The sequence below is a fragment of the Mycobacterium shigaense genome (assembly GCF_002356315.1).
GTDB classification, from domain to species: domain Bacteria; phylum Actinomycetota; class Actinomycetes; order Mycobacteriales; family Mycobacteriaceae; genus Mycobacterium; species Mycobacterium shigaense.
Genome location: NZ_AP018164.1, coordinates 1,923,609 through 1,947,881 on the forward strand (window position 1 = coordinate 1,923,609; position 24,273 = coordinate 1,947,881).

Annotated in this window: 23 protein-coding genes and 1 pseudogene; 11 read left to right on the plus strand and 13 right to left on the minus strand. The window is 68.7% G+C overall.

Features of this window, described 5'->3' with window-relative positions; all coding sequences use genetic code 11:
• Nucleotide 1: 1 nt before the first annotated feature.
• The gene (locus tag MSG_RS09075; protein ID WP_096438946.1) at nt 2-712 is read right to left on the minus strand and encodes a hypothetical protein; all 711 of its coding nucleotides are present in this window, start codon (nt 710-712) and stop codon (nt 2-4) included.
• A 131-nt stretch (nt 713-843) separates the two neighbouring features.
• On the opposite strand from MSG_RS09075, the gene MSG_RS09080 reads away from it, so the two are divergent.
• Together MSG_RS09080 and MSG_RS09085 are read left to right on the plus strand one after the other, a co-directional pair.
• On the plus strand, nt 844-1,212 hold the full coding sequence (locus MSG_RS09080) for an OB-fold nucleic acid binding domain-containing protein (RefSeq protein WP_096438948.1): 369 nt from the start codon (nt 844-846) through the stop codon (nt 1,210-1,212).
• A gap of 2 nt (nt 1,213-1,214) precedes the next feature.
• The gene (locus MSG_RS09085; protein WP_096444269.1) at nt 1,215-1,892 is read left to right on the plus strand and encodes a DUF3159 domain-containing protein; all 678 of its coding nucleotides are present in this window, start codon (nt 1,215-1,217) and stop codon (nt 1,890-1,892) included.
• Here the strand turns inward: MSG_RS09085 and MSG_RS09090 are convergent.
• On the minus strand, nt 1,889-2,563 hold the full coding sequence (locus tag MSG_RS09090; RefSeq protein WP_096438950.1) for a potassium channel family protein: 675 nt from the start codon (nt 2,561-2,563) through the stop codon (nt 1,889-1,891). The two genes, MSG_RS09085 and MSG_RS09090, sit on opposite strands and share 4 nt — an antisense overlap.
• A 31-nt stretch (nt 2,564-2,594) precedes the next feature.
• Complete coding sequence (locus MSG_RS09095) at nt 2,595-3,278, minus strand: potassium channel family protein (RefSeq protein WP_096438952.1); 684 nt, start codon at nt 3,276-3,278, stop codon at nt 2,595-2,597.
• A gap of 130 nt (nt 3,279-3,408) precedes the next feature.
• Between MSG_RS09095 and MSG_RS09100 the strand changes: the two genes are divergently transcribed.
• The 5 genes from MSG_RS09100 (at nt 3,409) to MSG_RS09120 (ending at nt 10,730) form a co-directional block, all read left to right on the plus strand.
• Entirely contained in the window at nt 3,409-5,403 is a 1,995-nt protein-coding gene (locus tag MSG_RS09100) for an APC family permease (RefSeq protein WP_096438954.1), read from the plus strand.
• Between the two features lie 38 nt (nt 5,404-5,441).
• A complete protein-coding gene (locus MSG_RS09105) occupies nt 5,442-6,686 on the plus strand; it encodes a class I SAM-dependent RNA methyltransferase (RefSeq protein WP_096438956.1) in 1,245 nt (414 codons plus the stop codon).
• A gap of 103 nt (nt 6,687-6,789) precedes the next feature.
• A complete protein-coding gene (locus tag MSG_RS09110; RefSeq protein WP_096438958.1) occupies nt 6,790-8,253 on the plus strand; it encodes a cation:proton antiporter domain-containing protein in 1,464 nt (487 codons plus the stop codon).
• 60 nt (nt 8,254-8,313) lie between these two features.
• Nucleotides 8,314-10,227, plus strand: coding sequence for a 1-deoxy-D-xylulose-5-phosphate synthase (gene dxs, locus MSG_RS09115; protein ID WP_096438960.1), 1,914 nt, complete (start codon nt 8,314-8,316; stop codon nt 10,225-10,227).
• Between the two features lie 155 nt (nt 10,228-10,382).
• Nucleotides 10,383-10,730, plus strand: a complete 348-nt coding sequence (locus MSG_RS09120; protein WP_096438962.1) for a YbaB/EbfC family nucleoid-associated protein — start codon at nt 10,383-10,385, stop codon at nt 10,728-10,730.
• A gap of 55 nt (nt 10,731-10,785) precedes the next feature.
• Here MSG_RS09120 and MSG_RS09125 read toward each other — a convergent pair whose 3' ends face one another.
• The 6 genes from MSG_RS09125 to MSG_RS09150 all read right to left on the minus strand — a co-directional run bounded on the left by MSG_RS09125 (nt 10,786) and on the right by MSG_RS09150 (nt 15,915).
• The gene (locus MSG_RS09125; RefSeq protein WP_232011200.1) at nt 10,786-11,313 is read right to left on the minus strand and encodes a YbaB/EbfC family DNA-binding protein; all 528 of its coding nucleotides are present in this window, start codon (nt 11,311-11,313) and stop codon (nt 10,786-10,788) included.
• A 35-nt stretch (nt 11,314-11,348) separates the two neighbouring features.
• The gene (locus MSG_RS09130; protein ID WP_096438964.1) at nt 11,349-11,666 is read right to left on the minus strand and encodes a type VII secretion target; all 318 of its coding nucleotides are present in this window, start codon (nt 11,664-11,666) and stop codon (nt 11,349-11,351) included.
• Nucleotides 11,663-12,886: an EspA/EspE family type VII secretion system effector gene (locus MSG_RS09135; protein WP_142404447.1), complete on the minus strand. Its 1,224-nt coding sequence runs from the start codon at nt 12,884-12,886 to the stop codon at nt 11,663-11,665. Before MSG_RS09135 ends, MSG_RS09130 begins: the two co-directional genes overlap by 4 nt.
• A gap of 168 nt (nt 12,887-13,054) precedes the next feature.
• On the minus strand, nt 13,055-14,350 hold the full coding sequence (locus MSG_RS09140; protein WP_096438968.1) for an HRDC domain-containing protein: 1,296 nt from the start codon (nt 14,348-14,350) through the stop codon (nt 13,055-13,057).
• A 1-nt stretch (nt 14,351) separates the two neighbouring features.
• Nucleotides 14,352-14,987, minus strand: a complete 636-nt coding sequence (locus MSG_RS09145) for a DUF3000 domain-containing protein (protein WP_096444273.1) — start codon at nt 14,985-14,987, stop codon at nt 14,352-14,354.
• 121 nt (nt 14,988-15,108) lie between these two features.
• Complete coding sequence (locus MSG_RS09150) at nt 15,109-15,915, minus strand: enoyl-CoA hydratase/isomerase family protein (protein ID WP_096444276.1); 807 nt, start codon at nt 15,913-15,915, stop codon at nt 15,109-15,111.
• A 64-nt stretch (nt 15,916-15,979) separates the two neighbouring features.
• Here MSG_RS09150 and hemE point away from each other — a divergent pair, with 64 nt between their 5' ends.
• The 3 genes from hemE to hemQ are packed head-to-tail and all read left to right on the plus strand — an operon-like array spanning nt 15,980 to nt 19,103.
• Nucleotides 15,980-17,029 carry a uroporphyrinogen decarboxylase gene (gene hemE / locus MSG_RS09155; RefSeq protein ID WP_096438970.1) on the plus strand — a complete coding sequence of 350 codons (1,050 nt, stop codon included), beginning with the start codon at nt 15,980-15,982 and terminating at the stop codon, nt 17,027-17,029.
• Nucleotides 17,026-18,402: a protoporphyrinogen oxidase gene (locus MSG_RS09160; protein ID WP_096438972.1), complete on the plus strand. Its 1,377-nt coding sequence runs from the start codon at nt 17,026-17,028 to the stop codon at nt 18,400-18,402. Before hemE ends, MSG_RS09160 begins: the two co-directional genes overlap by 4 nt.
• A 5-nt stretch (nt 18,403-18,407) precedes the next feature.
• Nucleotides 18,408-19,103, plus strand: coding sequence for a hydrogen peroxide-dependent heme synthase (gene hemQ / locus MSG_RS09165; RefSeq protein ID WP_096438974.1), 696 nt, complete (start codon nt 18,408-18,410; stop codon nt 19,101-19,103).
• Nucleotides 19,104-19,292: 189 nt separating this feature from the next.
• Here the strand turns inward: hemQ and MSG_RS09170 are convergent.
• Nucleotides 19,293-20,210 (minus strand): annotated as a pseudogene (locus MSG_RS09170) (alpha/beta fold hydrolase).
• A 53-nt stretch (nt 20,211-20,263) separates the two neighbouring features.
• Here MSG_RS09170 and MSG_RS09175 point away from each other — a divergent pair.
• Nucleotides 20,264-20,755 (plus strand): winged helix-turn-helix transcriptional regulator, encoded by a 492-nt coding sequence (locus MSG_RS09175; RefSeq protein ID WP_096438976.1) that lies wholly within the window; start codon nt 20,264-20,266, stop codon nt 20,753-20,755.
• Nucleotides 20,756-20,776: 21 nt separating this feature from the next.
• Here MSG_RS09175 and msrB read toward each other — a convergent pair whose 3' ends face one another.
• The 3 genes from msrB to MSG_RS09190 form a co-directional block, all read right to left on the minus strand.
• Complete coding sequence (msrB, locus tag MSG_RS09180) at nt 20,777-21,199, minus strand: peptide-methionine (R)-S-oxide reductase MsrB (RefSeq protein ID WP_096438978.1); 423 nt, start codon at nt 21,197-21,199, stop codon at nt 20,777-20,779.
• Between the two features lie 78 nt (nt 21,200-21,277).
• Nucleotides 21,278-22,621: an arabinofuranan 3-O-arabinosyltransferase gene (aftC, locus tag MSG_RS09185; RefSeq protein ID WP_096438980.1), complete on the minus strand. Its 1,344-nt coding sequence runs from the start codon at nt 22,619-22,621 to the stop codon at nt 21,278-21,280.
• A 74-nt stretch (nt 22,622-22,695) separates the two neighbouring features.
• Nucleotides 22,696-24,255: an alpha/beta hydrolase gene (locus tag MSG_RS09190; protein ID WP_096438982.1), complete on the minus strand. Its 1,560-nt coding sequence runs from the start codon at nt 24,253-24,255 to the stop codon at nt 22,696-22,698.
• Nucleotides 24,256-24,273: the final 18 nt, after the last annotated feature.

A 24,273-nucleotide genomic window follows, 5' to 3' on the forward strand; every position in this document is an offset into this window, starting at 1 on the left:
ATTAGGCATCGCCGAGGGCGGCCAGGCACGCCGCGCCCAGCGCCGCGGGGTCGGCCCCGATTTGATCGAGCGTCACCGTCCGCAGCGCCGCGCGCTGCGCCGCGGCCACCCAGTCGATGCCGGCCTGCAGCGGGTGTATCGGGTCGTCCACGGCCGAGGCGACGCCCAGGGGCGCGGTCAGCCGGCCCAGCTCCGCATGGCTCGGGGCGACGTAGCCCGCCGCCTCCTCCATGGCGTCGGGCAGGTACGGCCACTGGCCGCCCCACGACCGGGCCAGCTCGTCGGCCAGCCACGGTGGGCTCGACGCACGCATCTGCGCGGTTGTCGCCGCCAAACCGTCGGCGCGCAACTGCGACGCCGAATGCCGGGCCGCCAGCGCGGCTGGCGCCGATCCGGGCGCACCAGCCCACGCCGGCAGCGCGGCGAGCACCGCGACCGTGTGGTCCGGATGCGCCAGCGCCCACGCGAGCGCGACCGAGGCGCCGATCGACACGCCGCCGACACAGATCGGGCCCCGGCGCGCGGCTCCCGTCACTGCGGAGTCCAGCGCGCGGCGGTACCCCTCGATCAGCCCGCGCGGCTCGGGCGCCGGCGCTACCAGCAACGCGCCGACCTCGCGCAGCGGGCCGGAGAATGCGCGACGAACGTAGTCGTCGTCGGATCCGGTTCCGGGCAGCAACACCGTTGTGACACCGCGCAGATCGACACCCACTCCCCGATCCTGCCCCCCGATCAGAGGAGTCCAAAATCACGTTTTGCTTAATTGGCACCGGGGGATCAACGGGTTTACCGTTGCCGTTGGCATGTATAAAAGCGCCGAAGCTTTATTTGTCAGGAGTCGCCATGGGGGCCCAGAGTTATCTGCGCAGGCTCACCCGTCGGTTAACCGAGGACCCGGAACAGCTCGACTCCCAAGAGTTGTCGGACGAGGTCGCCAGTACCGGCGCGCAGCGCGTCATCGATTGCGAGCGTGGCCAGGAGGTCACGATGGTGGGCACGCTGCGCAGCGTCGAATGTAACGGCAAGAGCTGCGCCGGCGGCGTCCGCGCCGAGCTGTTCGACGGCAGCGACACCGTCACGCTGGTGTGGTTGGGACAACGCCGCATCCCAGGCATCGATTCGGGTCGTACGTTGCGGGTGCGGGGCCGGATGGGCAAGCTGGAGAACGGCACCAAAGCCATCTACAACCCGCATTACGAAATTCAGCGTTGACCCTGCCCGACAACAACGAAAATCGCGTCAGCCCCGACCGCTTGCTGGAACAGCTGGGCGGAGTCAGTGGCCTGATCTATTCGTCGCTGCCGGTCGTCGTGTTCGTGGCGGTGTCCGGTGTCCGGAGCCTGCTGCCCGCGGTCGCGTCCGCTCTCGGCGTCGCCGCCCTGGTCTTGGTGTGGCGACTGATCCGGCGGGGATCCACGCAGCCGGCGTTCTCCGGGTTCTTCGGTGTCGCCGTCTGCGCGCTGGTCGCCTACGTGGTCGGGGAATCCAAGGGCTACTTCCTGCTCGGCATCTGGATGTCGCTGATGTGGGCGGTGGTCTTCGCGGCGTCGATCCTGATCCGGCGGCCCGTGGTGGGCTACGTGTGGAGCTGGGCTGGCGGCCGCGACCGGGGCTGGCGCGGCGTGCCCCGGGCGGTCTACGCGTTCGACATCGCCACGGCGTGCTGGACGCTGGTTTTCGGCGCGCGGTTCGTGGTGCAACGGCTTCTGTACGACGCCGACCAGACGGGGTGGCTGGGCGTGGCTCGGATCGCGATGGGCTGGCCGCTGACCGCGCTGGCGGCCCTGGTGACCTACGCGGCGATCAAGGCCGCGCAGCGCGCCCTGGCCGACGCCGACGACGCCCTCGGCGATGCCGGGGCCACACTCGACGCGGACACCGCCCGCGACTAGTCGTTCGGTGCGACCGCGGGCAGCAGCAGCTTGCGCAGGTCCTCTTCGACCTCGGTGATCGCGACGAATAGCAACTCGTCGCCGCCTTCCAGCGGCTCGTCGCCCTCGGGCACGATCACCCGCGGCCCGCGCAGGATCGTCACCAGCGCGGCGTCCCGGGGCAGCTGCAGCCGGCGCACCGGCTTGCCGCCCCACGGGGTGTCGTCGGGCAGCGTGATCTCGACCAGGTTGGCCTGGCCCCTGCGGAACTCCATGAGCCGCACCAGATCGCCGACGGCGACGGCTTCTTCGATCAGCGAGGCCAGCATGCGCGGGGTGGACACAGCGACGTCCACGCCCCAGGCGTCGGTGAACAGCCATTCGTTGCGGGGATCGTTGACGCGGGCCACCACGCGGGGCACCGCGAACTCCGTCTTGGCCAGCAGGCTGAGCACCACGTTGACCTTGTCGTCGCCGGTTGCTGCGACGACCACGTCGAAATCCTCCAGGTGCACCGACTGCAGCAGGCTCAGCTCGCAGGCGTCGCCCAGCCGCCAATGCGCGGCGGGAATGGCGTCGACGTCGATGTGGTCGGGATTGCGTTCGATCAGGGTGATGTCGTGGCCGTTCTCGACGAGCTCGCGGGTGACCGAGCGGCCGACCGCCCCGGCGCCGGCGACAGCTACCTTCATGCCCGCCGCCCCTCAGTCCCGACTACGGGGTTCAATGACCCGCTCCCGCATCGAGGTCCTCGCTGGGTGGCTGCGCGGCGATGGCGACCGCCTCGGCGGCGCGGCCCGATATTGCGGCGATGTACACCTGATCTCCAGCCTGTATGACGGTCTTTGGTTCGGGCAATATGCCGGTGCCGAACCGGATCAAAAACGCCACCCGAGCGCCGGTGGCTTGCTCCAGGTCGGTGGCGCGACGCCCCACCCAGCCCTCGTGCAGGTCGAGCTCGGCGACGGCGACGGTGCCGGTGGGGTCGCGCCATTTGGCGGTTTCGCTCTCGCGCGTCAGAACGCCCAGCAGCCGATCGGTGGTCCAGGGCACGGTGGCGATCGTCGGGATGCCGAGCCGCTCGTAGACCTCGGCGCGCTTGGCGTCGTAGATGCGGGCGACGACGCGGCCGACGCCGAATGTCTCGCGGGCCAACCGGGCGGAAATGATGTTGGAGTTGTCCCCGGAGGACACCGCCGCAAACGCGTCGGCCTCCTCGATACCGGCCTTCAGCAGTACATCTCGGTCGAAGCCCTGTCCCAGCACCCGGTCGCCCGCGAACTCGGGGCTCAGGCGATTGAAGGCCGTGCTGTCGCGGTCGATCACCGCGACGTCGTGCCCTAATCGGGACAGGCCGTCGGCCAGCGAAGAGCCGACGCGGCCGCAGCCCATCACCACCACCCGCACTTCAGGTCCTCTCGGTGGGTTCGGTACGTGTCATTCCTTGGGCAACCGGGTTGGCCAGCCGATTTGCTCGGGAACATTCTCGCCTACGGAACGCTACCGGCAAGCTCGGTTACGCTTACTCTTGGCTCTCGTGTCCAAACTTTCAACCGCAGCGCGCAGGTTGCTCATCGGGCGGCCCTTTCGCAGCGACCGGCTGAGTCACACCCTGCTACCCAAGCGCATCGCCTTGCCGGTGTTTGCCTCCGATGCGTTGTCGTCGGTGGCGTATGCGCCCGAGGAAGTCTTTCTCATGCTGTCGGTGGCCGGGGCGGCCGCCTACGCGCTGACGCCGTGGATCGGGCTCGCGGTGGCCGCGGTCATGTTGGTGGTGGTGGCCAGCTACCGGCAGAACGTGCACGCCTATCCGTCCGGCGGTGGCGACTACGAGGTGGTGACCACCAACCTCGGCGAGACCGCCGGGTTGGTCGTGGCGAGTGCCCTGATGGTGGATTACGTTCTCACCGTTGCGGTTTCAACGTCGTCGGCGATGGCCAACATCGGCTCCGCGCTCCCGCTCGTGGCGGAGAACAAGGTGTGGTTCTGCGTGGCCGCCATCCTGCTTGTGATGGCGTTGAACCTGCGCGGGATCCGCGAGTCCGGGGTGGCCTTCGCCGTTCCGACATATGCGTTCATCGTCGGCATCGTCGTGATGATCGGATGGGGCCTGATTCGAATTTTCGTGCTGGGCAACCCGTTGCGGGCCGAATCCGCCGCCTTCACGATGCATGCCGAGCACGGCCAGATCGTCGGCTTCGCGTTCGCGTTCCTGCTGGCCCGCTCGTTCTCGTCGGGCTGCGCCGCGCTGACCGGGGTCGAGGCGATCAGCAACGGGGTGCCCGCATTTCAGAAGCCCAAGTCGCGCAACGCCGCAACGACTCTGTTGATGCTCGGCGTCATCGCGGTGACGCTGTTGATGGGCATCATCGTGCTGGCCCAGCAGATCCATGTGCAGCTGGTCGACGATCCCGCCACGCAGCTCAGTGGCGCGCCAGCCGGTTACCTGCAGAAGACGCTCGTCACCCAGCTGGCGGAGACGGTGTTCGGCAGCTTCCACATCGGCTTCCTGCTGATCGCCACTGTGACCGCGCTGATCCTGGTGCTGGCCGCCAACACCGCGTTCAATGGGTTCCCGGTGCTCGGATCGGTTCTGGCGCAACACAGTTACCTGCCGCGCCAGCTGCACACCCGCGGCGACCGCCTGGCGTTCTCCAACGGGATCCTCTTTCTGTCGGCGGCGGCGCTGGCGTTCGTCATCGCGTTCCGTGGCGAGGTGACGGCGCTGATCCAGCTCTACATCGTCGGGGTGTTCATTTCGTTCACCTTGAGCCAAATCGGCATGGTGCGGCACTGGACCCGGCTGCTGCGCAGCGAGTCCGATCCGAAGGCGCGGCGGCAGATGAAGCGCTCGCGCGTCATCAACACGGTGGGTCTGCTGTCCACCGGTGCGGTCTTACTGGTGGTGCTGGTCACCAAATTCTTTGCCGGGGCCTGGATCGCCATTGTGGCGATGGGCGGGCTGTTCATCGTCATGAAGCTGATTCGCAAGCACTACACCACCGTCAACCACGAATTGGAGGAGCAGGCCGCCGCCCAGCACGACGTCGTGCTGCCCAGCCGCAACCACGCGCTGGTGCTGGTGTCGAAGCTGCACCTGCCGACGCTGCGCGCGCTGGCTTACGCGCGCGCCACCCGCCCCGATGCGCTCGAAGCGCTGACCGTCAGCGTGGACGACGCGGAAACCCGCGCGCTGGTGCACGCCTGGGAGCAGAGCAACGTCAGCGTGCCGCTGAAGGTCATCGCGTCGCCCTATCGTGAAATCACCCGTCCGATACTGGATTACGTGAAGCGGGTGAGCAAGGATTCGCCGCGCACGGTGGTCACGGTGTTCATCCCCGAGTACGTCGTCGGCCACTGGTGGGAGCAGCTGCTACACAACCAAAGCGCGCTGCGGCTCAAGGGCCGGCTGTTGTTCATGCCCAACGTGATGGTGACGTCGGTTCCGTGGCAGTTGAGTTCGTCGGAGCGACTGCAGAAGCTGCAACCGCATGCGGCGCCCGGCGACGCCCGCCGCGGAATCTTCGATTGAGTCCGGTCGGTACCCGCGAGCCGGACGAGGTGCACCCCATGCGGCCAGAGCTGCCAACCTCACCGTCGGGCACGGAACTGACGCTGGTCGCCGGTGCGCCCGCCAACGGCGGCAGCTGCGTGGCCCATCACGAAGGCCGCGTGGTGTTCGTGCGCTACGCGCTGCCCGGGGAACGGGTGCGGGTGCGGGTCACCGCCGATCGCGGAACCTATTGGCACGCCGAGACTGTCGAGGTGCTCGACTCGTCGCCCGAGCGGATTCCGTCGCTGTGCCCGATCGCCGGGCCGGACGGCGCCGGATGTTGTGATCTGGCGTTCGCGCGCCCGGAGGCGGTCCGCGCGTTCAAGGCAAGCGTCGTGGCCAATCAGCTGGCCCGGCTGGGCGGCCTGAGGTGGGCGGACCCGGAATTCTCCGCCGAACCGCTCGCCGATTCCGCGGCCACCGGCTGGCGCACCCGGGTCCGGCTCGAGGTGGGCGCCGACCATCGGCCCGGCTTTCACCGCTATCACAGCGACGAGCTGGTGACCGACCTGCGTTGCGCGCAGCTGCCGGCCGGCATGCTCGACGAGCTGGCGCGGGCCGGCGCCAAGTCCGACTGGCCCCCGAGCGCGCAGCTGCACGTGGCCATCGACGACGACGGGGCGCGACATGTGGTGCGGACCCTGCGCCAGGGTGGCCGGACCGCGACCAAAGTCGTCGAGGGCGCCTACGAAGCGACGCAGCGGGTCGGACAGCGGGTGTGGCAGGTGCCGGTGACGGCGTTCTGGCAGGCGCACCGCGACGCGGCGCGGGTGTACTCCGGCCTGGTTGTCGACTGGGCGCGGCCGGAGGCCGGCCTGCGGGTCTGGGATCTCTACGGCGGCGCAGGCGTTTTCGCCGCCGCGCTGGGTGAGGCGGTGGGGGAGTCCGGTCGGGTGCTGACCGTCGACACCTCGCGGGCGTCGTCGCGTGCCGCGCGGGCCGCGCTGGCGGATCTGCCGCAGGTGGAGGTCGTCACTGATTCGGTGCGCCGGACGCTGGCCGCGCAAAGCTCCGCCGCAGACGTCGCGGTGCTGGATCCGCCGCGTGCGGGCGCCGGGCGCGAGGTGATCGACCTGTTGGCGGCCGCCGCGGTACCGCGAGTGGTCCATATCGGTTGTGAGGCAGCCTCTTTCGCGCGCGACATCGGCCTGTACCGCGCCCGCGGTTATTCCGTCGAGCAGATCAAGGTTTTCGACGCGTTCCCGCTGACGCATCACACCGAATGCGTCGCGCTGCTGACCCGAATTCTCGCGACAGGCTAGACTCCGTCGCGGTCTGCCGGGAAGTCTGGTCGGCGGTTGTCGTTGTCTGCGATCGGAAGGTTCGAGTGGCTGTCACCTTCATGCCCGGCAAGGGGTCGGCACCGTGAACGAGACCGCCCATTACGCGCTGATCGTCTTGTTCTGCAGTGCTGTCGGTTTGGTGGCGGTGCTGGCGAACCGGCTGACCGAGCGGGTCAAGATCCCGGTGCCCTTGCTCGTGCTGGTCGGAGCCGCCGTCGCGGTGCGCGTCGTTCCGGCGGTCCAGTCGCCGTCCGAACCGACCGTCGAGCGGTTGATCACCATCGCGCTGGTGTTGGTGCTGTTCGACGGCGGAATGCACATCGGGCCGGCGCGCTTTCGGGCGGCGGTCGCCCCGATCCTGTCGGTCGGCGTCCTGGGAACCGCCCTCACCGCCGCCGGCGCGGCACTGGTGGTGCACTACGCCTGCGGAATCGGTTGGTTTCCTTCGGTGCTCGTTGCCACGGCGGTCGCTCCCACCGACCCGGCCGTGGTGTTTTCGGTCCTGGGCAAACGCGAGATCAGGGGCCGCAGCAGCACCATCTTGGAGGGCGAGTCGGGCGCCAATGATCCCGTCGGCATCTCCCTGATGACCAGCCTGATCGCCGCCGGTGGTCTCAGCGCGGCCGGATTCGCCAGTGTCGGAACGCAATTCGTCACGCAGATGGTGATCGGTCTGGCCATTGGGGTCGTGGGTGGTCGGGCGCTGCTCGTCTTCGTGCGCCGCGTGGCGTTGCCGAGCGAGGGCCTCTATCCGCTGCGAACGCTGGCGTGCTGCCTGATGTTGTACGGCATCGCCACGCTGGCCCACGGCTCGGGATTTCTGGCGGTGTTCGTGGCCGGCATCGTGATCGGCGACGCGCGTGCGCCCTACAAGCCGGAGATCAAGCGCTTTCACGCGGCCCTGGCCGGTATGGCCGAAATCGTTGCGTTCGCCGTGCTGGGATTAACCGTCGATCTCAACGTGCTCACCCATCCCGATGTCTGGATTCCCGGGCTCGTCCTCGGGGTGACCCTGACGGTCGTAATCCGGCCGTTGGCGGTGGGGGCCTGCCTCGTTCCCGTTCGGCTGCGCCGCAACGAACGCGCCTTCGTACTGCTCGCCGGGCTCAAGGGCGCGGTGCCGATCCTGCTGGGCGAATTCCTGCGGGCCGCTCACGTCGCCGACGCCGAACGCCTCTACGGCATCGTCGTGGTCGTTGTCGTCTTCTCGGTGCTGGTGCAGGGCGGCTCGGTGCCCGGTCTGGCCCGGCTGTTGCAGCTGCCCATGCGCACCCTGAAGACCCAGCCGTGGGAGATCGGTGTCCGGTTGGCCGACGAACCGGAAGGGGTCCACCGCTTCAGCGTTGCCGCGGGGTCCGCAGCGCAGGGGTGCACGGTGGAAAGTCTCGGTGACCGGGTCGGTGACATCTGGGTGAGCATCGTGGTCCGCGCTACCGGCCTGGTGCCGGTGCGGGGCGACACCGAACTCGAGGCCGGCGACGAGGTTGTCGTGCTGGCCGATCCCGAACTTCACGACACCCTTGCCGAGCTGTTCGGCCGTTCGTAGGGCCAGCCGACCTCGCGCTGCATCCCTGGTGAACCCGCGCCCGCTGCGTAGACTGACGGGATGCTCGAACAGATCCGTGGGCCCGCTGATCTGCAGCACCTTTCCCAACAGCAGCTACGCGACCTGGCGGCAGAGATTCGCGAGTTCCTGATTCACAAGGTGGCTGCCACCGGGGGGCACCTGGGGCCGAATCTCGGCGTCGTCGAGCTGACGCTGGCGCTGCATCGGGTGTTCGATTCCCCACACGATCCGATCATCTTCGACACCGGCCACCAGGCCTACGTGCACAAAATGCTGACGGGTCGCTGCCAAGACTTCGAAAACCTGCGCAAGAAGGGCGGGTTGTCGGGGTATCCGTCGCGCGCCGAGAGCGAGCACGACTGGGTCGAGTCCAGCCACGCCAGCGCCGCCTTGTCGTATGCCGACGGCCTGGCCAAGGCGTTCGAGCTGACCGGCCACCGCAACCGCCACGTCGTCGCGGTGGTGGGCGACGGCGCGCTGACCGGCGGCATGTGCTGGGAGGCGCTGAACAACATCGCCGCGTCCGGTCGCCCGGTGATCATCGTCGTCAACGACAACGGCCGCAGCTACGCGCCGACCATCGGCGGCGTCGCCGACCACCTGGCGTCGCTGCGGCTGCAGCCGGCCTACGAACAGGTGCTGGAAAAGGGCCGCGACGTGGTGCGCTCGATGCCGCTCTTCGGCAAGATCGCCTACCGCTTCATGCACAGCGTCAAGGCGGGCATCAAGGACTCGCTGTCCCCGCAGCTGATGTTCACCGACCTGGGACTGAAGTACGTGGGCCCGGTCGACGGTCACGACGAACGCGCGGTCGAGGCCGCGCTGCGGCATGCCCGTGGCTTCGGCGGTCCGGTGATCGTGCACGTCGTCACGCGCAAGGGCATGGGTTATGCCCCGGCCGAGGCCGACGAGGCCGAGCAGATGCATTCGACGGTCCCGATCGATCCGGTCACCGGCCTGGCCACCAAGATCGCGGGCCCGGGTTGGACGGCGACCTTCTCCGACGCGCTGATCGGGTACGCGGCCAAGCGACGCGACATCGTGGCCATCACGGCGGCGATGCCCGGCCCCACGGGGCTGACGCCGTTCGGGCAGCGGTTCCCGGATCGGTTGTTCGACGTCGGCATCGCCGAGCAGCACGCGATGACGTCGGCGGCCGGGCTGGCGATGGGTGGTATGCACCCGGTGGTGGCGATCTACTCCACGTTCCTGAACCGGGCGTTCGACCAGATCATGATGGACGTCGCCCTGCACAAGCTGCCCGTCACCATGGTGCTCGACCGCGCCGGGGTCACCGGTTCCGACGGCCCCAGCCACAACGGCATGTGGGACCTGTCGCTGCTCGGCATCGTGCCCGGCATCCGGGTGGCCGCACCCCGCGACGCCACCCGGCTGCGCGAGGAACTCGGCGAGGCGCTCGACGTCGACGACGGCCCCACCGCGATACGGTTCCCCAAAGGTGATGTGGGTGAAGACATTCCAGCGGTGAAACGGCAGTCGGGCGTCGATGTCCTCGCGGTGCCGGCCGGCGGGTCCAGTCACGACGTGCTGCTGGTCGGGGTCGGCGCGTTCGCGCGGATGGCGCTGGCGGTGGCCAAGCGGCTGCACACCCAGGGCATCGGCGTGACGGTGATCGACCCGCGTTGGGTGCTGCCGGTATCCGACGCCGTCGTCGAGCTGGCCGCACAGCACAAGGTGGTCGTCACGCTGGAGGACAACGGCGTCAACGGCGGTGTCGGCTCGGCGGTGTCGGCCGCGCTGCGGCGCGCGGACCTCGACGTGCCGTGCCGCGACGTCGGCCTGCCCCAGGAGTTCTTCGAGCACGCGTCGCGCGGCGAGGTGCTGGCCGATCTCGGTCTCACCGACCAGGACGTGGCCCGCCGCATCACCGGCTGGGTCGCCGCGCTGGGCAGTGCGGAGTCCGAAACGGAGATCCGCGAGCACCTCGACTAGGCCCCGCTGCGCTGCCGTTGCCGAATAGGCGCGGCGGGCCGGGCGGATACAGCATTAGACTAATAATCATTACCAAGGAAACTATGTATCAAGGGCATTATTTGTGCGAGCACTCATGCCGCGCACGGACAGCCCCGACCCGAAGGACCTCGTCGATGGAAACGCACCGTCACCTGCAAATGACCAAGACGCTGGATTACGGGCAGCAACTGCAGTCCGCCCTCGACGACCAGATCTATCGAACGAACACCCAAACCTTCACGGCCGCAGACGAATCCAACACCGTCGAAGTAACCATGGACGCGCGCCGTAGGCTCACGGACCTCTACATCCAAGACGGCCTGTTGCGGTTGGGCCCCGACACGGTCCAACAGCGCGTCAACGGGGCGTTGCGCAATGCGGTGGCCGCCGTGAATACGGCCAACGACGCCGAGTGTCGGCGGCTGGTCGAGTCGCTGGGCTCCATCACCGCAACGATGATGGAGACGCTCGGCCTGTCCTGACCGCGATGCAGACGAGGGGCAACGTTTTGCACGTTGCCCCTCGCCGCGAGAACGGTTATCCGGTCGCGTAGCGGGTGGCGAACACGTGGGCCCGTGTCTCGGCGGCCTGCTCCGGTGACGCCAATGCCATGCCGTTCTCCAGCAGGTCGTGCAGGGCATCGGGATCGTCGGCCCCCAGCTCGCGCATGTTCTCCCACAGGAACTCGTGCTGCGCGGCTTGCCCCTGTTGTCCCGCCAGGCTCGCGATGACGAGTATCTCCTCGGCCAGCTGTGATTCGGTCATGCGCGTCACGGTCCCCGACAGCGCGACCCGGTCGATTCCGCCGTCTCGCAGAGCCGACACCGACACCGTCCCGGGCGGGTTGGTCACCGTGAACAGCGGGACGACCTCCGTCACGTCTTCCTCGGCAGTGTGCGTGAGCGAGTCGATGGCAGCCAGGATGTCCGGCGTCTCGTCGGGCTCGGCCGGCGAGAAGTCGAGGGCGGCCGACGCGTCGGAGCCGTCGGTGGGCTGCTCGGCCGCGGAGAAGTCCATTGCGGCGAAAAGATCGTCGCGGTCGTCTGCGTTCTGATGCTCGGGCACGGTGCCTGCTTTCGTGGGATCCGTCGGCTGTCTGCTCAGCCGGGAATTACCTGTTTGTTCAGCTCCTGGGCGGCCCGGTGGTCGGTGCCCTCGTAGGCTTTGGCAGCCGCGCGCAGCTTGACGGCGAGGTTCGTGGCGACCTTGACCATGAGCTCGGCCGCCTCGGCGCGGCGGACCTCGACCTCGACGACGGCGTCGTTGCCGAGCCCGCAGGACACGCCGTGGTTGACCCACACGTTGACGCCGACTCCGTTGACCGCTGCGGCGGATCCTCGGATATTCTCCCTGGTTCCGTCCTGCGCTGCCGCTAGGACGTCGACGAGATACTTCGAGGTGACGCTCAAATTTGTCATCGGGTTTCTCGATCGCTAATCGGTTGGGCCTGCTGGGTTTTGGGCGACGCCACCTCGAGGGGCCTACGCTGCGTGGCCCCGGTGCCCGGGGCGGCACCCGCGACTTCGGCTCCCTCGTCGACGGTGGCGTCCCGCGGGTCGTTCGCCGGCCGTGCGGCTTCGTCGGCCTCGGCCGGTGCGCCGTTGCCGCGGCGAGTGGTCGAGGCGGGCTGCAGTGGGACCGGGTTCGTGAGGAGTGTTGGCCCCGAGATTGTTTCGGCGTGGTCGGCCGGCCGGGTCGCGCTCGGCGTGCCACCGATCGGCTGGCCCGTCTCGGTGGGCGGATCGAGGCGAGGGGCCGCAACCGGCGGGGGTGGTGCGGGCACGCCGGGCGGCGGGGGTGCGCCGGGTGTCCCGGACGGCCCGGTCACGGTGCGGAAATCGGAGACGGTGGACTTCGCCCCCGTGGCCGTGAGGGCCGACGAAATCGTTTGCGAAGTAAGCAGATAACTCTTCATTTCGGCGATGATTTTGTCGTACTCCTCGACCACCTTCTTCACCTTCGGCCTGGTCTCGGTGCCGGAAAAGAATTCCATGTAGCCGATCGCGCTCACCGTGGCGGTGATTGCGGCCGCGGTGACCACTTTCTGAAACACCAAGCACGAGGCTTCGCTGCCGTACGCCTTGATGAGCAGGGCGACAAAGATACACCCGGTGAGCCCGTCCTTGATTCCGGCGATGGCGCGGCGTATTTCGGTGAGCTGGGCGACTTCGGCGGTCAGGATGTCCATCATCGCCTTGTCCTGGTCCCGCATCATGGTCACGCGATCCAACTGGGCCTGGTTCTGATTGGCATATTCGTCCGCCGCGGAGCCTTCCCACCTGGTGTCCGGAAAGGCCGCCTTCAAGTCCTTCATGGGCGCGTCGAGCTTCGAACGACCGTTGTCGAACTCGATTCCCTTGGTGGCGTCGCCAAGGCCCAGGGAGTATTCGAAGACGGTGATAGCGACGATGCCCCATTCGATGATCGGTACTTCCGCCGCCCAGGGATTGGTTCGCGCTTCGAGGCCTTGCGAAATCTCGGCCTGTATCCGGCGCTCGGCGATGCCCTTGACGATGATCTTGGTGGTTTCCATGCCGAACGCGCCCGCACCGATTCCCGTCGCGATCCAATCCTTGGCGGCGATGTTTCTGCCGATGCCGGCCAGGCTGCCAACAAGACCGCCGATTTCGGAAGGCACCACGACCATTGTTGAGAACCCTTCTGCGGGTAGGGACTTCGCGTCGTAAGAAGAGCCTAACAGCGCTCACGGGGTGACTGACGCACTAACTTCCTATAGGCAACAGTTGCCCAAGTTATTGATACTGTCCGCGTCCGGCTTCGACGATGGAAGGGCGTTGCGGCACACTCAGGTGCCGGCCACGTCCGGGCGGTCGCGGGCGTCGGTAGGCGGCTGCACCGCCTCGGCCAGCGCGCCGACGACGAGTTCGCGCTGCCACGGTCGCGCCTGACCGGCGCGCAGGAAGTCCTCGACGGCGGCGACCGGGTCTGCGGCCGGTTCCCAGTCCCAGCACAACCGCCGCACCAGGTCGGGGGAGATCAGGTTCTCGGCCGGCACCCCCACCCGCTGCGACACCTCCGCCAGCCCGGCCCGGGCGGCCTCCAGCCGTGCGGCGGCCTCGGGCTTGCGCCGGCTCCACCGCGCCGCCGGCGGCGGCCCGTTCAACGGTTCGGCGTCCTCGGGCTGATTGCGGCTGTCCCGGGCCGCCTGCAGCGCCCCCAGCCACACCGACGCGCTGCGGCGCTGATTGCGCCCGCCGAACACCGGCAGCTTGACCAGTTCCTCCGCCGTTTTCGGATCGGCGAGGGCGGCGTCGATGATGGCCGAATCGGGCAGGATGCGGCGGGGGGCGACGTCGCGCCGCTGGGCGATGACATCGCGGGTCAGCCACAGCTCGCGGACCGCGGCCAGGCCGCGCCGGTCGCGCACCTTGTGGATTCCCGACGTCCGCCGCCAGCGGTCCCGTCGCACCGCCGGGACCGCCTCCCGGGCGCCCGCGGTCCGCAGGTATTCGAATTCTTGTGCGGCCCAATCGGCTTTGCCTTGATCGGCCAAAACCTGGGCGATCGCGGCGCGCAGCTCGATCAGCAGCTCGACGTCGAGGGCCGCGTAGTTCAGCCATTCGCCGGGCAGCGGACGCTTCGACCAGTCGGCCGCGCCGTGGCCCTTGACCAGCCCGAAGCCGAGCAGCCGTTCGACCATCGTGGCGAGGTTGACCCGGTCGAAGCCGCCCAGCCGCCCGGCCAGCTCGGTGTCGTAGAGGGCCGGTGGGTGCAGGCCCACCTCGGCCAGGCACGGCAGATCCTGATCCGCGGAATGCAGGATCCACTCGTCGGTGCTGAGCACCTCGGCGACCGGGCGCAGCGCGGTCAGCGAATCGGTGCCGTGGCTGACCGGGTCGATGAGCACAGTGCCGGCGCCGGCCCGCCGGATCTGGATGAGGTACGCGCGATTGGAGTAGCGGAAGCCCGACGCCCGCTCGGCGTCCACCGCGAACGAGCCGTGCCCGCCGCCCAGCAACTCCGCGGCCGCGGCGATCTCGCGGACGGTCACCGCGAGCTCGGGCACCCCCTCGGCGGGGTGCAGTAGCGGGATCGGTTCGGGTTCAGTGCTGCCGGGCGCATCGGCCGCCGGTTCGCCCATATCAGGCGCGTGACCGCGAGCCCAGGTCGGTGACCCCGACGGGCGGCAGGCCCGAGGCGTGCTCCAGCACTTCGCAGAATGCCTCGACGTGGACCCCGACCTCGGGGGTGGTCGCCGTCCACGAGGCCCGCAGTTCGAGCTGGTGGGCGCGCGGCGGTCCGGAGATGTCGCCGTAGCGCACCGACGTGGTCGCGGTGACGGTGCCGCCCAGGGCGGTGACCTGGTCGGTGCGCGATTCCAGCGCATCGACCAGCCAGCTCCACGCCACTTCCGGCAGTAGCGGGTCGACGGCCTCGCTCGAGTCGAGGTCGGCCTGGATGTAGGCGACCAGGCGGATGGTGCCGTCCCAGGCGTCGGCGCCGTCGGGGTCGTAGAGCAGGATCAGGCGGCCGAATGCGTCGCCCTCGGAGCGTTCGGGGACGATCTCGAGGTCGGGATGCTTGACCTCGGCACCCAGCGCGTAGCTGAAGGGCGCCAGCCGCTGCGGCGGCCGGATCGGGCCCAACTCGATCTCCGGCCGGGCGTTGACGGCATTCATCGCCGCCACCGCCTCGCGGAACGGGCCCGGTTCGACTGAAGTCACTGGCGCAGCTCCTCCTCGTCGCTCCCGCTCCGCATCGTCGTATGCGCGGGTCACAGCGTCCGACGCTAGACCCATCGCCCGACCCGCCGCGACAGGCGCGCCGGTTTTCAAACGGGTCGCGACCAAGCCGTTACCTGGTCTTGTCGCGGTCTCCATAGTCGGGTGTTCTCGCTGCTCAGCTGCCTGTTCCGCCGGTGAATCGGGCCGGGCGCTTCTCGCGGTGCGCGGCCAGGCCCTCCTGGACGTCGGGGCCGCTGAAACTGAGGAATTCCAGGCCAAGCGAGGTTTCGAAGGTGGGCGCGAACATCCGGTACCAGGAATTCAGGCTGCGTTTGGTCCAGCGGATGGCGTTTTGCGCGCCCTGCGCCAGGTCGCCGGCGATCCGGGTCGCGGTCGCCAGCACATCGTCGTCGTCGACGCAGGCCGAGACCAGGCCGATCCGCTCGGCTTCCTCGCCGAGCAGCGTCTCGCAGGTCAGCAGGTAGAACTTGGCCTTGGCCATGCCGACCAGCAGCGGCCAGCAGATCGTGGCGTGGTCGCCCGCCGCGACGCCGAGCTTGGTGTGCCCGTCGATGAGCTTGGCGGTGCGGCCCGCGACCGAGATGTCGGCCAGCAGCGCCACCACCAGCCCGGCGCCGACGGCCGGGCCGCGGATCGCCGAGACCACCGGCTTGTCGAAGTTGACCAGGTTGAGCACCAGATCACGGGCCTCCCGCATGATGCGGATCCGGCCCTCGTAGTCGTTGATGGTCTCGTCGATCAGGTCGAAGCTGCCGCCGGAGGAGAACGCCTTGCCCTCGCCGCGGACCAGGACGGCACGCACGGCCGGGTCGCGATCGATCGCCGGCCAGACGTCGGCGAGGTCACGGTGCATCTGCGGCCCGACCGAATTCAGTCCGGGGGAGTCGAGCACCACCTCGAGGACGCCGTTATCACCGAGTTCAAAGCGGAGGCTCGGGAATTCGTCGTAGCTGATCGGCACGGGACCGATGTTACGCAAGCGCCGATCGGCACTCGTGGCAGCATTGAGGCTGATGAACACCCCTGTGCGTGCCCGCCGTAAGCTGCCCGAGTCGCCGTACCTGGCCGCGCTGGCCGGTCGCAAACCCCACCGGGTGCCGGTGTGGTTCATGCGGCAGGCCGGCCGTTCGCTGCCCGAGTACCGCAAGTTGCGCGAACGACACAGCATGCTGGCGGCGTGCTTGCAGCCGGAGGTCGTCTGCGAGATCACCCTGCAGCCCATCCGGCGTCACGACGTCGACGCCGCGATCCTGTTCTCCGACATCGTGGTACCGCTGCGCGCTGCGGGCATAGATCTGGACATCGTCGCCGACGTCGGGCCGGTGATCGCCCACCCGATCCGCACCGACGCCGACATCGATGCGATGAAACCGCTTGAGGCACAGGCAATTCAGCCGGTGAGCGAGGCGGTGGCGCTGCTCGTCGACGCGCTGGGCGAGGTGCCGCTGATCGGTTTCGCCGGTGCGCCGTTTACCCTGGCGTCCTATCTCGTCGAGGGCGGCCCCAGCCGGAATCACGCCCGCACCAAGACCATGATGCTGTCCGAGCCGGCGAGCTGGCACGCGCTGATGTCGAAGCTGGCCGATCTGACCGTCGCGTTTCTGCGTGGCCAGATCGAGGCCGGGATCGACGCCATCCAGGTGTTCGACTCGTGGGCCGGGACGCTGTCGCTGGCCGATTACCGCCAATACGTGTTGCCGCACAGCGCGCGGGTCTTCGCCACCCTGGCCGAATACCGCATACCGATGACGCATTTCGGGGTCGGGACCGCCGAGCTGCTGGGTGCGATGAGCGAAGCGGGCGCGACAACCGTCGGCGTGGACTGGCGCACCTCGCTCACCGATGCCGCGGCTAGGGTGCGGCCCGGCACCGCGCTGCAGGGCAACCTCGATCCCGTCGTGCTGCTGGCCGGCTGGCCGGCGGTGGAGCGTGCCGCGCGCGCCGTCGTCGACGACGGGCGACGCGCGGTGGACGCCGGGGCCCGCGGCCACGTGTTCAATCTGGGGCACGGGGTGCTGCCGGAGACCGACCCCGGTGTGCTGACCGACCTGGTGTCGCTGGTCCACTCGCTATGAGTGCTCGCTCGTATTGCGTTGTGGGCGGTGGTATTTCGGGTTTGACCGCAGCCTACCGGCTGCGTCAGGCGGCCGGCGACGACGCGAGCATCACGCTGTTGCACCCGGATGAGAAGCTCGGCGGCATCCTGCGCACCGAGCCGGTGGCCGGGCGTCCGATGGACGTGGGTGCCGAGGCGTTCGTGCTCAGGCGCCCCGAGATGCCGGCCCTGCTGGCCGAATTGGGGCTGTCGGAACGCCAATTGGGCACCACCGGCGTCCGGCCGTTGATCTACAGCCAGCAGTCGTTGCACCCGCTGCCGCCGGCCACCGTCGTGGGGATTCCCTCGTCGGCGGCGTCGATGGGTGGGCTGGTCGACGACGCGACCGTCGCGTGGATCGACACCGAACCCACCCGCCCGCTGAGCTGGACGCTGGGCAGCGACCCTGCGGTGGCCGAGCTGGTCGGCGAGCGCTTCGGGGAGCAGGCGGTGGCCCGTTCGGTGGACCCGCTGCTGAGCGGGGTGTACGCGGGCTCGGCGGCGACGATCGGGCTGCGGGCCGCGGCCCCCGGCGTGGCGGCCGCCCTCGACCGCGGCGCGGCCAGCCTGACCGAGGCGGTGCGTGCGGCAGCGCCGCCGGCCAGCAGCGCCCCGGTGTTCGGGGCGATCGATGGTAGCTACCAGGTGCTGGTCGACGAACTCCGCGAGCGCAGCCGGGCGCGGTGGGTGCGCGCCGCGGTGCAGCGGATCGAGCCTGCGGGCTCGGGCTGGTCGCTGCGCGATGACGCCGGAACGGCCTGGGAAGCAGACGCCGCGATCCTGGCCATCCCCGCCCCGCGCGTCGCGCGGTTGATTTCCGCCGTGGCGCCGGACAGTTCGGCGGCCGCGAGCCGGGTCACCAGCGCGTCGTCGGCGGTGCTGGCGCTCGCCGTGCCGGGTGACACCGCGTTTCCCGAGTGCTCGGGCGTGCTGGTGGCGTCCGGTGAGCGCCTGCACGCCAAGGCGATCACGTTGTCATCGCGCAAATGGGGCATTCCGGGGGACGTGCAGTTCCTGCGACTGTCGTTTGGGCGGTTCGGCGACGACCTGGCCGTCACCGCCACCGACGAGCAGCTGCTGGCCTGGGCGGCCGACGACCTGGCGACGGTGTTCGGGTTGCGGGTCGAGCCCGTCGACGCCCGGATGCAGCGCTGGATCGAGGCGATGCCGCAGTACGGGCCGGGGCACGCCGACCTGGTCGCCGAGATCCGCGCCGGCCTGCCGCCGACGCTGGCCGTGGCCGGCAGCTACCTCGACGGGATCGGGGTGCCGGCCTGCATCGGGGCGGCCGGCCGCGCCGCCGAGCGCGTGATCGGGGCCACCGGTGGCGCCGGCGCCGGAGTGGCACGATAGGTCCCATGGCCAAGATCGACTTCGACGCGCTGAACGCTACGATTCGCTACCTGATGTTCTCGGTGTTCTCGGTGCGGCCGGGCGCGCTCGGCGAGCAACGCGAGGCCGTGATCGAGGACGCGACCCGGTTCTTCAAGCAGCAGGAGGAACGCGGCGTCGTGGTGCGCGGTCTCTACGACGTCGCGGGTCTGCGCGCCGACGCGGATTTCATGGTCTGGACGCACGCCGAGCGTGTCGAGGCACTGCAGGCGACCTACGCCGACTTCCGCCGCACTACCTCGCTGGGGCAGGTCAGCTTGCCGGTGTGGAGCAGCGTGGCGCTGCACCGCCCCGCGGAGTTCAACAAGAGCCACATCCCCGCGTTCCTGGCCGGCGAAGAGCCCGGCGCCTACATCTGCGTCTATCCGTTCGTGCGGTCCTACGAGTGGTACCTGCTGCCCGACGAGGAGCGCCGCCGGATGCTCGCCGAGCACGGGATGGCCGCCCGCGAGTACAAGGATGTCCGGGCCAACACGGTCCCGGCGTTCGCCCTGGGGGACTACGAGTGGCTACTGGCCTTCGAGGCGCCCGAACTGCACCGCATCGTCGACCTGATGCGGGAACTGCGCGCCACCGACGCTCGCCGGCACACCCGCGAGGAGACGCCGTTCTTCACCGGCCCGCGGGTGGCCGTCGAGCAGCTGGTGAATTCGCTACCCTGACGGACCGCGCAGTACGGGTAGTCGGCCTCCCATGCGATGTTGTCGATGCCGATCTGGTGTCGCAGCTGGACCCTGACGTGGTCGCTGATGGGGCACGTCAGGAAGCGTTCGCGAAACACTCGCTGGGCAGCTTGCCGCCGACGCGGCGGCGGAAGCGTTCAGTCAGCCCGGCGGCGGACCGCCGACGCGCTAACCCCCGGCACCTGCGGAGGGCGTTGTGGCGGAGGCAATGTGGTCGAGAACATGGGTGAGCACGGCGTCTGGTGCTTCGATTTGTGGCCAGTGGCCGATGTCGGTGTCCAGCATCACCACGTCGGCGTCGGGAATGACCTGCCGGTACCGCTCGGCCATGTGCCGGCCGGAATTGGGATCGGCCGGCCCGTCGATCAACCGCATTGGGACGGCTGTCTGCCGCATCGCGCGCACCCAGCGGTTGCGGTGCGTCAAGCGGTCGTTGATGAACCGTCCGACCTTGTGGGAGACGCGTTTGCCGTCGTTGTACTCCAGGATTTCGTTGAACTACTGTCGCAGCGTGGGTGACGGCTTGGTCTGGGCGCCGAAGAGTTCGTCGATCGTGCGCTCGAGGACGCGCCTGGACAGCACCACTTTGCGGAACCGGCTGGCGACCGCGCCGAGTCCGGTCTGCGACAACAGGATCTGGGCGAGTCGAGGCGTATAGACCTCGTTGAACAATCCGCCGTTGAGCCAGGTCATCGAGCGGATGTGCAATGTAGCCGAAGTCGCTCCTGCTTCGTGGCGTGCCAGAAGTTCTTGCGCAACGGAGTCGCCGATGTCGTGGGTGACGATGTGCACGCTGTCCACCCCGAGGCGCGCCAGCAGGGCCTCGTGCATGTCGGCATGGTCAGGCACGGAGTAGCCGTAGGCAACTGGCTTGTCGGAGAAGCCCATGCCCAGCATGTCGGGGGCGATGACGGTGAACTTCGACGTCAATGCCGGCCAGATGAAGGACCAATCCCAAGAGTTGAACGGATAGCCGTGAATCAACAACAGCGCGGGCCCGGCGCCTTCCATCCGGTAGAAGACGTCGAATCCCAGGTAGTCGAAGTGCCGACCGCCGGCTTTCCACGCTTCGAGTGCTGCATCCATGCCCGCACTCTAACTGGGTTCTGATTTTGAACGCAATAGCCTAAGCTGGCGACATGCGCCACGACGATCTCCACCTGGAACCGTGTTCGATCCTGCGGCCGCTCGGGTTGCTCGGCGACCGGTGGACGATGGTCGTGCTGCGGCAGGCCTTTGCGGGTGTGCGGCGCTTCGAGGACTTCCACTCGGTGTTGGGCCTGAGCCGAGCGGTCCTGGCCGAGCGGCTGGCTCGACTGGTCGACGCGGGGATTTTCGAGCGACGGGCGTATCGCGACGCCCGGCGCACGCGTCACGAATACCGCCTCACCGACAAGGGCATGGACCTGTATCCGGTGCTGATGGCGCTGCGCACCTGGGGCGACAAGTATCTGGCGCCGGACGGGCCGTTCGCGCACTACCGGCATGTCGAGTGCGGCGGCAGTGCTGAGATCCACCTCGTCTGTGATCGCTGCGGCGACGAGCTGACCGCCCGCGACGTGCAACTCGAGGCCGGCGCCGGCTTGCGGGCATGGGCGCTTGGAGACGCCGCGGGGTCGGGACCCGGCTGAGCCTTGCCCCGGCCGCGCTGGCTAGTGCTCGTCGGGAACCAGGCGCAACGAGATCGAGTTGATGCAGTACCGCTGATCTGTGGGCGTCGGGTAGCCCTCGCCGGAGAACACGTGACCGAGGTGGCTGTGGCAGTTCGCGCAGAGCACCTCGGTGCGCGTCGTCCCGAACGAGTGGTCGGGCCGCAGGATCACCGCGTCGGAGCTCGACGGGTCGAAGAAGGATGGCCACCCGCAGTGCGACTCGAATTTTTCGGTGCTGCGGAACAGCTCAGCGCCGCAGGCGCGGCACTCGTAAACGCCCTGGGTCTTGGAGTCGGTGTATTCACCGGTGAACGGCCGCTCGGTGCCGGCTCGGCGTAGCACCTGAAACTCCTCGGGGGTGAGCTTCTTGCGCCATTCGTCGTCAGACAGCTGCAACTTCGGCTGAGTGTCGGGGGAGGTCATGCTTCCACGCTAGCCCGAAAGGCGTTGACCCGCCGCTCCCCGCTGCGCCCGGCTGCGCCGCGCTGGCGATCACCGCGCCTAATGCAGGTGGCCCGCTGCGCCCGGCTGCGCCGCGGCGGCGATCGCCTCACGCTCCCGCTCGGCCGCCAGCCAGGCCGGATCGAGCCCGTTGTCCAGCCGGCCCTCGGCCTTGGCGTCGAGGTAGCGGAAGTAGAGCACGGTGAAAGCGACGATCAGCAGCAGCGACCACCCGTAGGTGATCTTGAGGTACTGCAGTGCGCGGCCGTATCTCATGTACCGGTAGATCAGCCAGTCGTCCAACGCCATGAAGCCGTAGATCCCCAGCCATGCCGGCCAATTGCGGATCAGCGAGTTCGGCAGCACCACCGTCATCAGGAACGGGAACAGCATCATCGAGTAGTAGCCCTGGGCCAGAGACGACACCAGGAACGACCACAGCAGCAGCACGCCCGACGAGCCGGTGTACCAGAACAGCGGGTCGCGGGTGCGGTAGTAGCGGTACAGCAGCCACAGCGCGCCGATCGCCAACACCGTAAACAGGAGTCGCAGGAACACGATCAGCCAGGTGGGCAGGCCGAAGTACACGCCGTTGCCCTCGATCGAGCTGTTGAAGTAATCCCGGGTGCCCAGGAAGTAGGGCACCGTCTTGGTGACGAAGTCCATCGGGTCGCTGACCAACGGCCACGCGATCGCATTGATGACCACGGGCACCACCAACGCCGGCACCAGCGTGCGCCACTGCCGGTTCAGCAGCGGCAGCAACAGCAGCGGGCCCAGCACCGGTTTGAGCGTGAGCGTCAGGCCGATCACCAGCCCGGCCCACCACTGGTGGGACACCTTGCCGTCCAGCAGCCAGCGCAGGAAGAGCACCTCGGCCAGCAGGACGCAGCCGTTGATGTTGGTGAACACCAGCGTGCTGGTCACGCTCTCGGTGCAGAACATGCCCAGCAGCAGGGCGGGCGCGGCCACCGACGAGATCGTGAACTTGAACAGCCGCAGCAGCAGATACCAGGCGATCAGGATCGCGATCGTGTTGATTCCGATGAACAGGTACCGCGACGGCGTGAAGGACAGGTAGCCGAAGGGCGCCATCAGCAGCGTGCCGCCGGGCGGATACAGGTAGTGCGGGTCGACGTAGTCGAAGTGCTCGTTGTAGATGTCCCAGCCGTGCCGGAAGTTCAGCACGGCCCGATAGACCGGCTTGAAGTCGTCGGTGATGTTGCCGTTGAGGCACAGGATGATGCTGCGGTGCAACACCGACATGATGGCCACCGGCCACAGCGCGGACCGCACGATGGTCGCGGTTTTCGGGGCGCCGGTCGGCGGCCGAAAAGCGGCCAGGGTCCGATCACGCAAGCCGGATCGAGTCGGGTCAGCAGCCGTCACCAGCGCACCGTACACCGCAGCTTCGCCCGGCGACGATGCGGCCGCGCGGCGGGGGAGGAGGAGCTGGGCAATCGGAAAGGGCTCAAGTGTCAGGCGGGACAGTACGTGTCGGTGGTGGGTAGCTTGCCGCTGTCGAGATAACCGAGCAGCGGCGGGATCGCGCACGGCGAATAGACGCTGGCGCCGTGGCCGATGCCCTGCCACATCACCCGCTTGCTGGCCGCGGTGGCGTTGATGACGGTGGCTGCGGTGGCCGCGACGCCCTCGGATCCGACGATCGGGTCGCTCTGCACGCCCAGCAACACGACGTCGATCTTGAGGTCCTTGGGCGGCGGGGGCGGCGAATTGGTCGGCCAGTGCACGCATTTGACCAGGTTGAGCGCGGCCACGGTGCCGAACTGGGGGTAGAGCTTCCCCCAGGCGACGACGAGTTCGCGCACCCGGTCCGGGGTGGGACGGTTGACGGCGTCGCTGCAGCCGTTGACGAACTGGCCGTCGCTGTCCAGGGCGCCGGCGGCGCGGTTGATCAGCGCGCTGAGCTGGTTGGTGTCACCGGAGCGGGCCGCGGCCAGCGTGTTGGCCAGGGTCGTGGTGGTGCCGACGCGGTCGCCGGTGGGAAAGCCCAGGGCGACGGTGATGGCGTTGGCGACCTCGGCCACCGACGCGCCGCCGGGTCCCTTGCCGGCGCGGGCGTCGGCGAGCAGCGCGCTGACGGCGCCCTTCGGGTCGGGACCCAGCGCGCAGTTGACCGCGATGCATTGCGCGGCGAACGCGTCGAGCGCGGCCTGCTGGCCCTTCACCTGCTGCTCGGCAACGGCTTCGGCGTTGGTGCCCAAGGCAACCGGGGAGTCGAGGATCAGCCTGGCGACCTTGCTGGGTCGCGAGGAGGCGTAGGCCAGCGCGACCTGCGCGCCGTTGCCGATGCCGACCAACGCGACCGCGGGCACGTCCCACAGGCTGCGCAGCCGCTCGATGTCGGAGGCGGCGTGGGCGTCGTCGTAGGCGCTGGAGCCCGGCGCGATGGCGTCGGTGCAGTTCGTGGTCGCAGTGTTGGCGACGTCGGAAAGGTTGGCGACCGGGTCGTCGCCGGTCTCGAACTGCGCCTGATCCCGCATCGTCTGGCGGTCGGTGCGGTCCCGGCAGTCGATCGGGCTCGACGCGCCGATGCCGCGGCGGTCGACGGCGACGATCGGGTGGGTTTGCAGCATGTCGGTACCCGCCCGCGACAGCCACACCGGCAGCTGCGTCGAGGACGGCAAATCGGTGCCAGTCGTGAAGACCAGGGGGCCGGCGTCCTTGGGGGTGCGGTTCGATTTGGCGCGGACCACCCCGATGTTCACGGTCCCGCTGCCGCCGTTGACCGGGTCGAGGTCGGCGTCGTAGTTCGCGCAATCCAGCTGGACGTCGGGCGCCGGGCGAACCCCGGCGTCGGTGAACGTCTTCGACGTGCAGTCGTGCCAGGACAAGTCGTTCTTGGGTGCGGCGATCGGCGGCGGCCCCACCGGGGCGGGCTTGCTGGGGGCCACGCCCTGCGGCCGGGCACCGGAATCGGTGGCGAAGCGCGGGTCGGCGGCCAGGCCCGGGACGCAGCCGGAGACGAGCGCGGTCACCGCAACGAGGATCGTGGCGAACGTGGCGTGCCGGCTCATGCGACCACAGTAGCTTCG

Coding starts and splice junctions, on each gene's coding strand:
- MSG_RS09090 (WP_096438950.1), bottom strand. CDS start 2,563: ATGAAGGTAGCTGTCGCCGGCGCCGGGGCGGTCGGCCGCTCGGTCACC.
- MSG_RS09190 (WP_096438982.1), bottom strand. CDS start 24,255: ATGAGCCGGCACGCCACGTTCGCCACGATCCTCGTTGCGGTGACCGCG.
- MSG_RS09080 (WP_096438948.1), top strand. CDS start 844: ATGGGGGCCCAGAGTTATCTGCGCAGGCTCACCCGTCGGTTAACCGAG.
- MSG_RS09105 (WP_096438956.1), top strand. CDS start 5,442: ATGCGGCCAGAGCTGCCAACCTCACCGTCGGGCACGGAACTGACGCTG.
- MSG_RS09120 (WP_096438962.1), top strand. CDS start 10,383: ATGGAAACGCACCGTCACCTGCAAATGACCAAGACGCTGGATTACGGG.
- hemQ (WP_096438974.1), top strand. CDS start 18,408: ATGGCCAAGATCGACTTCGACGCGCTGAACGCTACGATTCGCTACCTG.
- MSG_RS09140 (WP_096438968.1), bottom strand. CDS start 14,350: ATGGGCGAACCGGCGGCCGATGCGCCCGGCAGCACTGAACCCGAACCG.
- dxs (WP_096438960.1), top strand. CDS start 8,314: ATGCTCGAACAGATCCGTGGGCCCGCTGATCTGCAGCACCTTTCCCAA.
- MSG_RS09130 (WP_096438964.1), bottom strand. CDS start 11,666: ATGACAAATTTGAGCGTCACCTCGAAGTATCTCGTCGACGTCCTAGCG.
- MSG_RS09160 (WP_096438972.1), top strand. CDS start 17,026: ATGAGTGCTCGCTCGTATTGCGTTGTGGGCGGTGGTATTTCGGGTTTG.
- msrB (WP_096438978.1), bottom strand. CDS start 21,199: ATGACCTCCCCCGACACTCAGCCGAAGTTGCAGCTGTCTGACGACGAA.
- MSG_RS09175 (WP_096438976.1), top strand. CDS start 20,264: ATGCGCCACGACGATCTCCACCTGGAACCGTGTTCGATCCTGCGGCCG.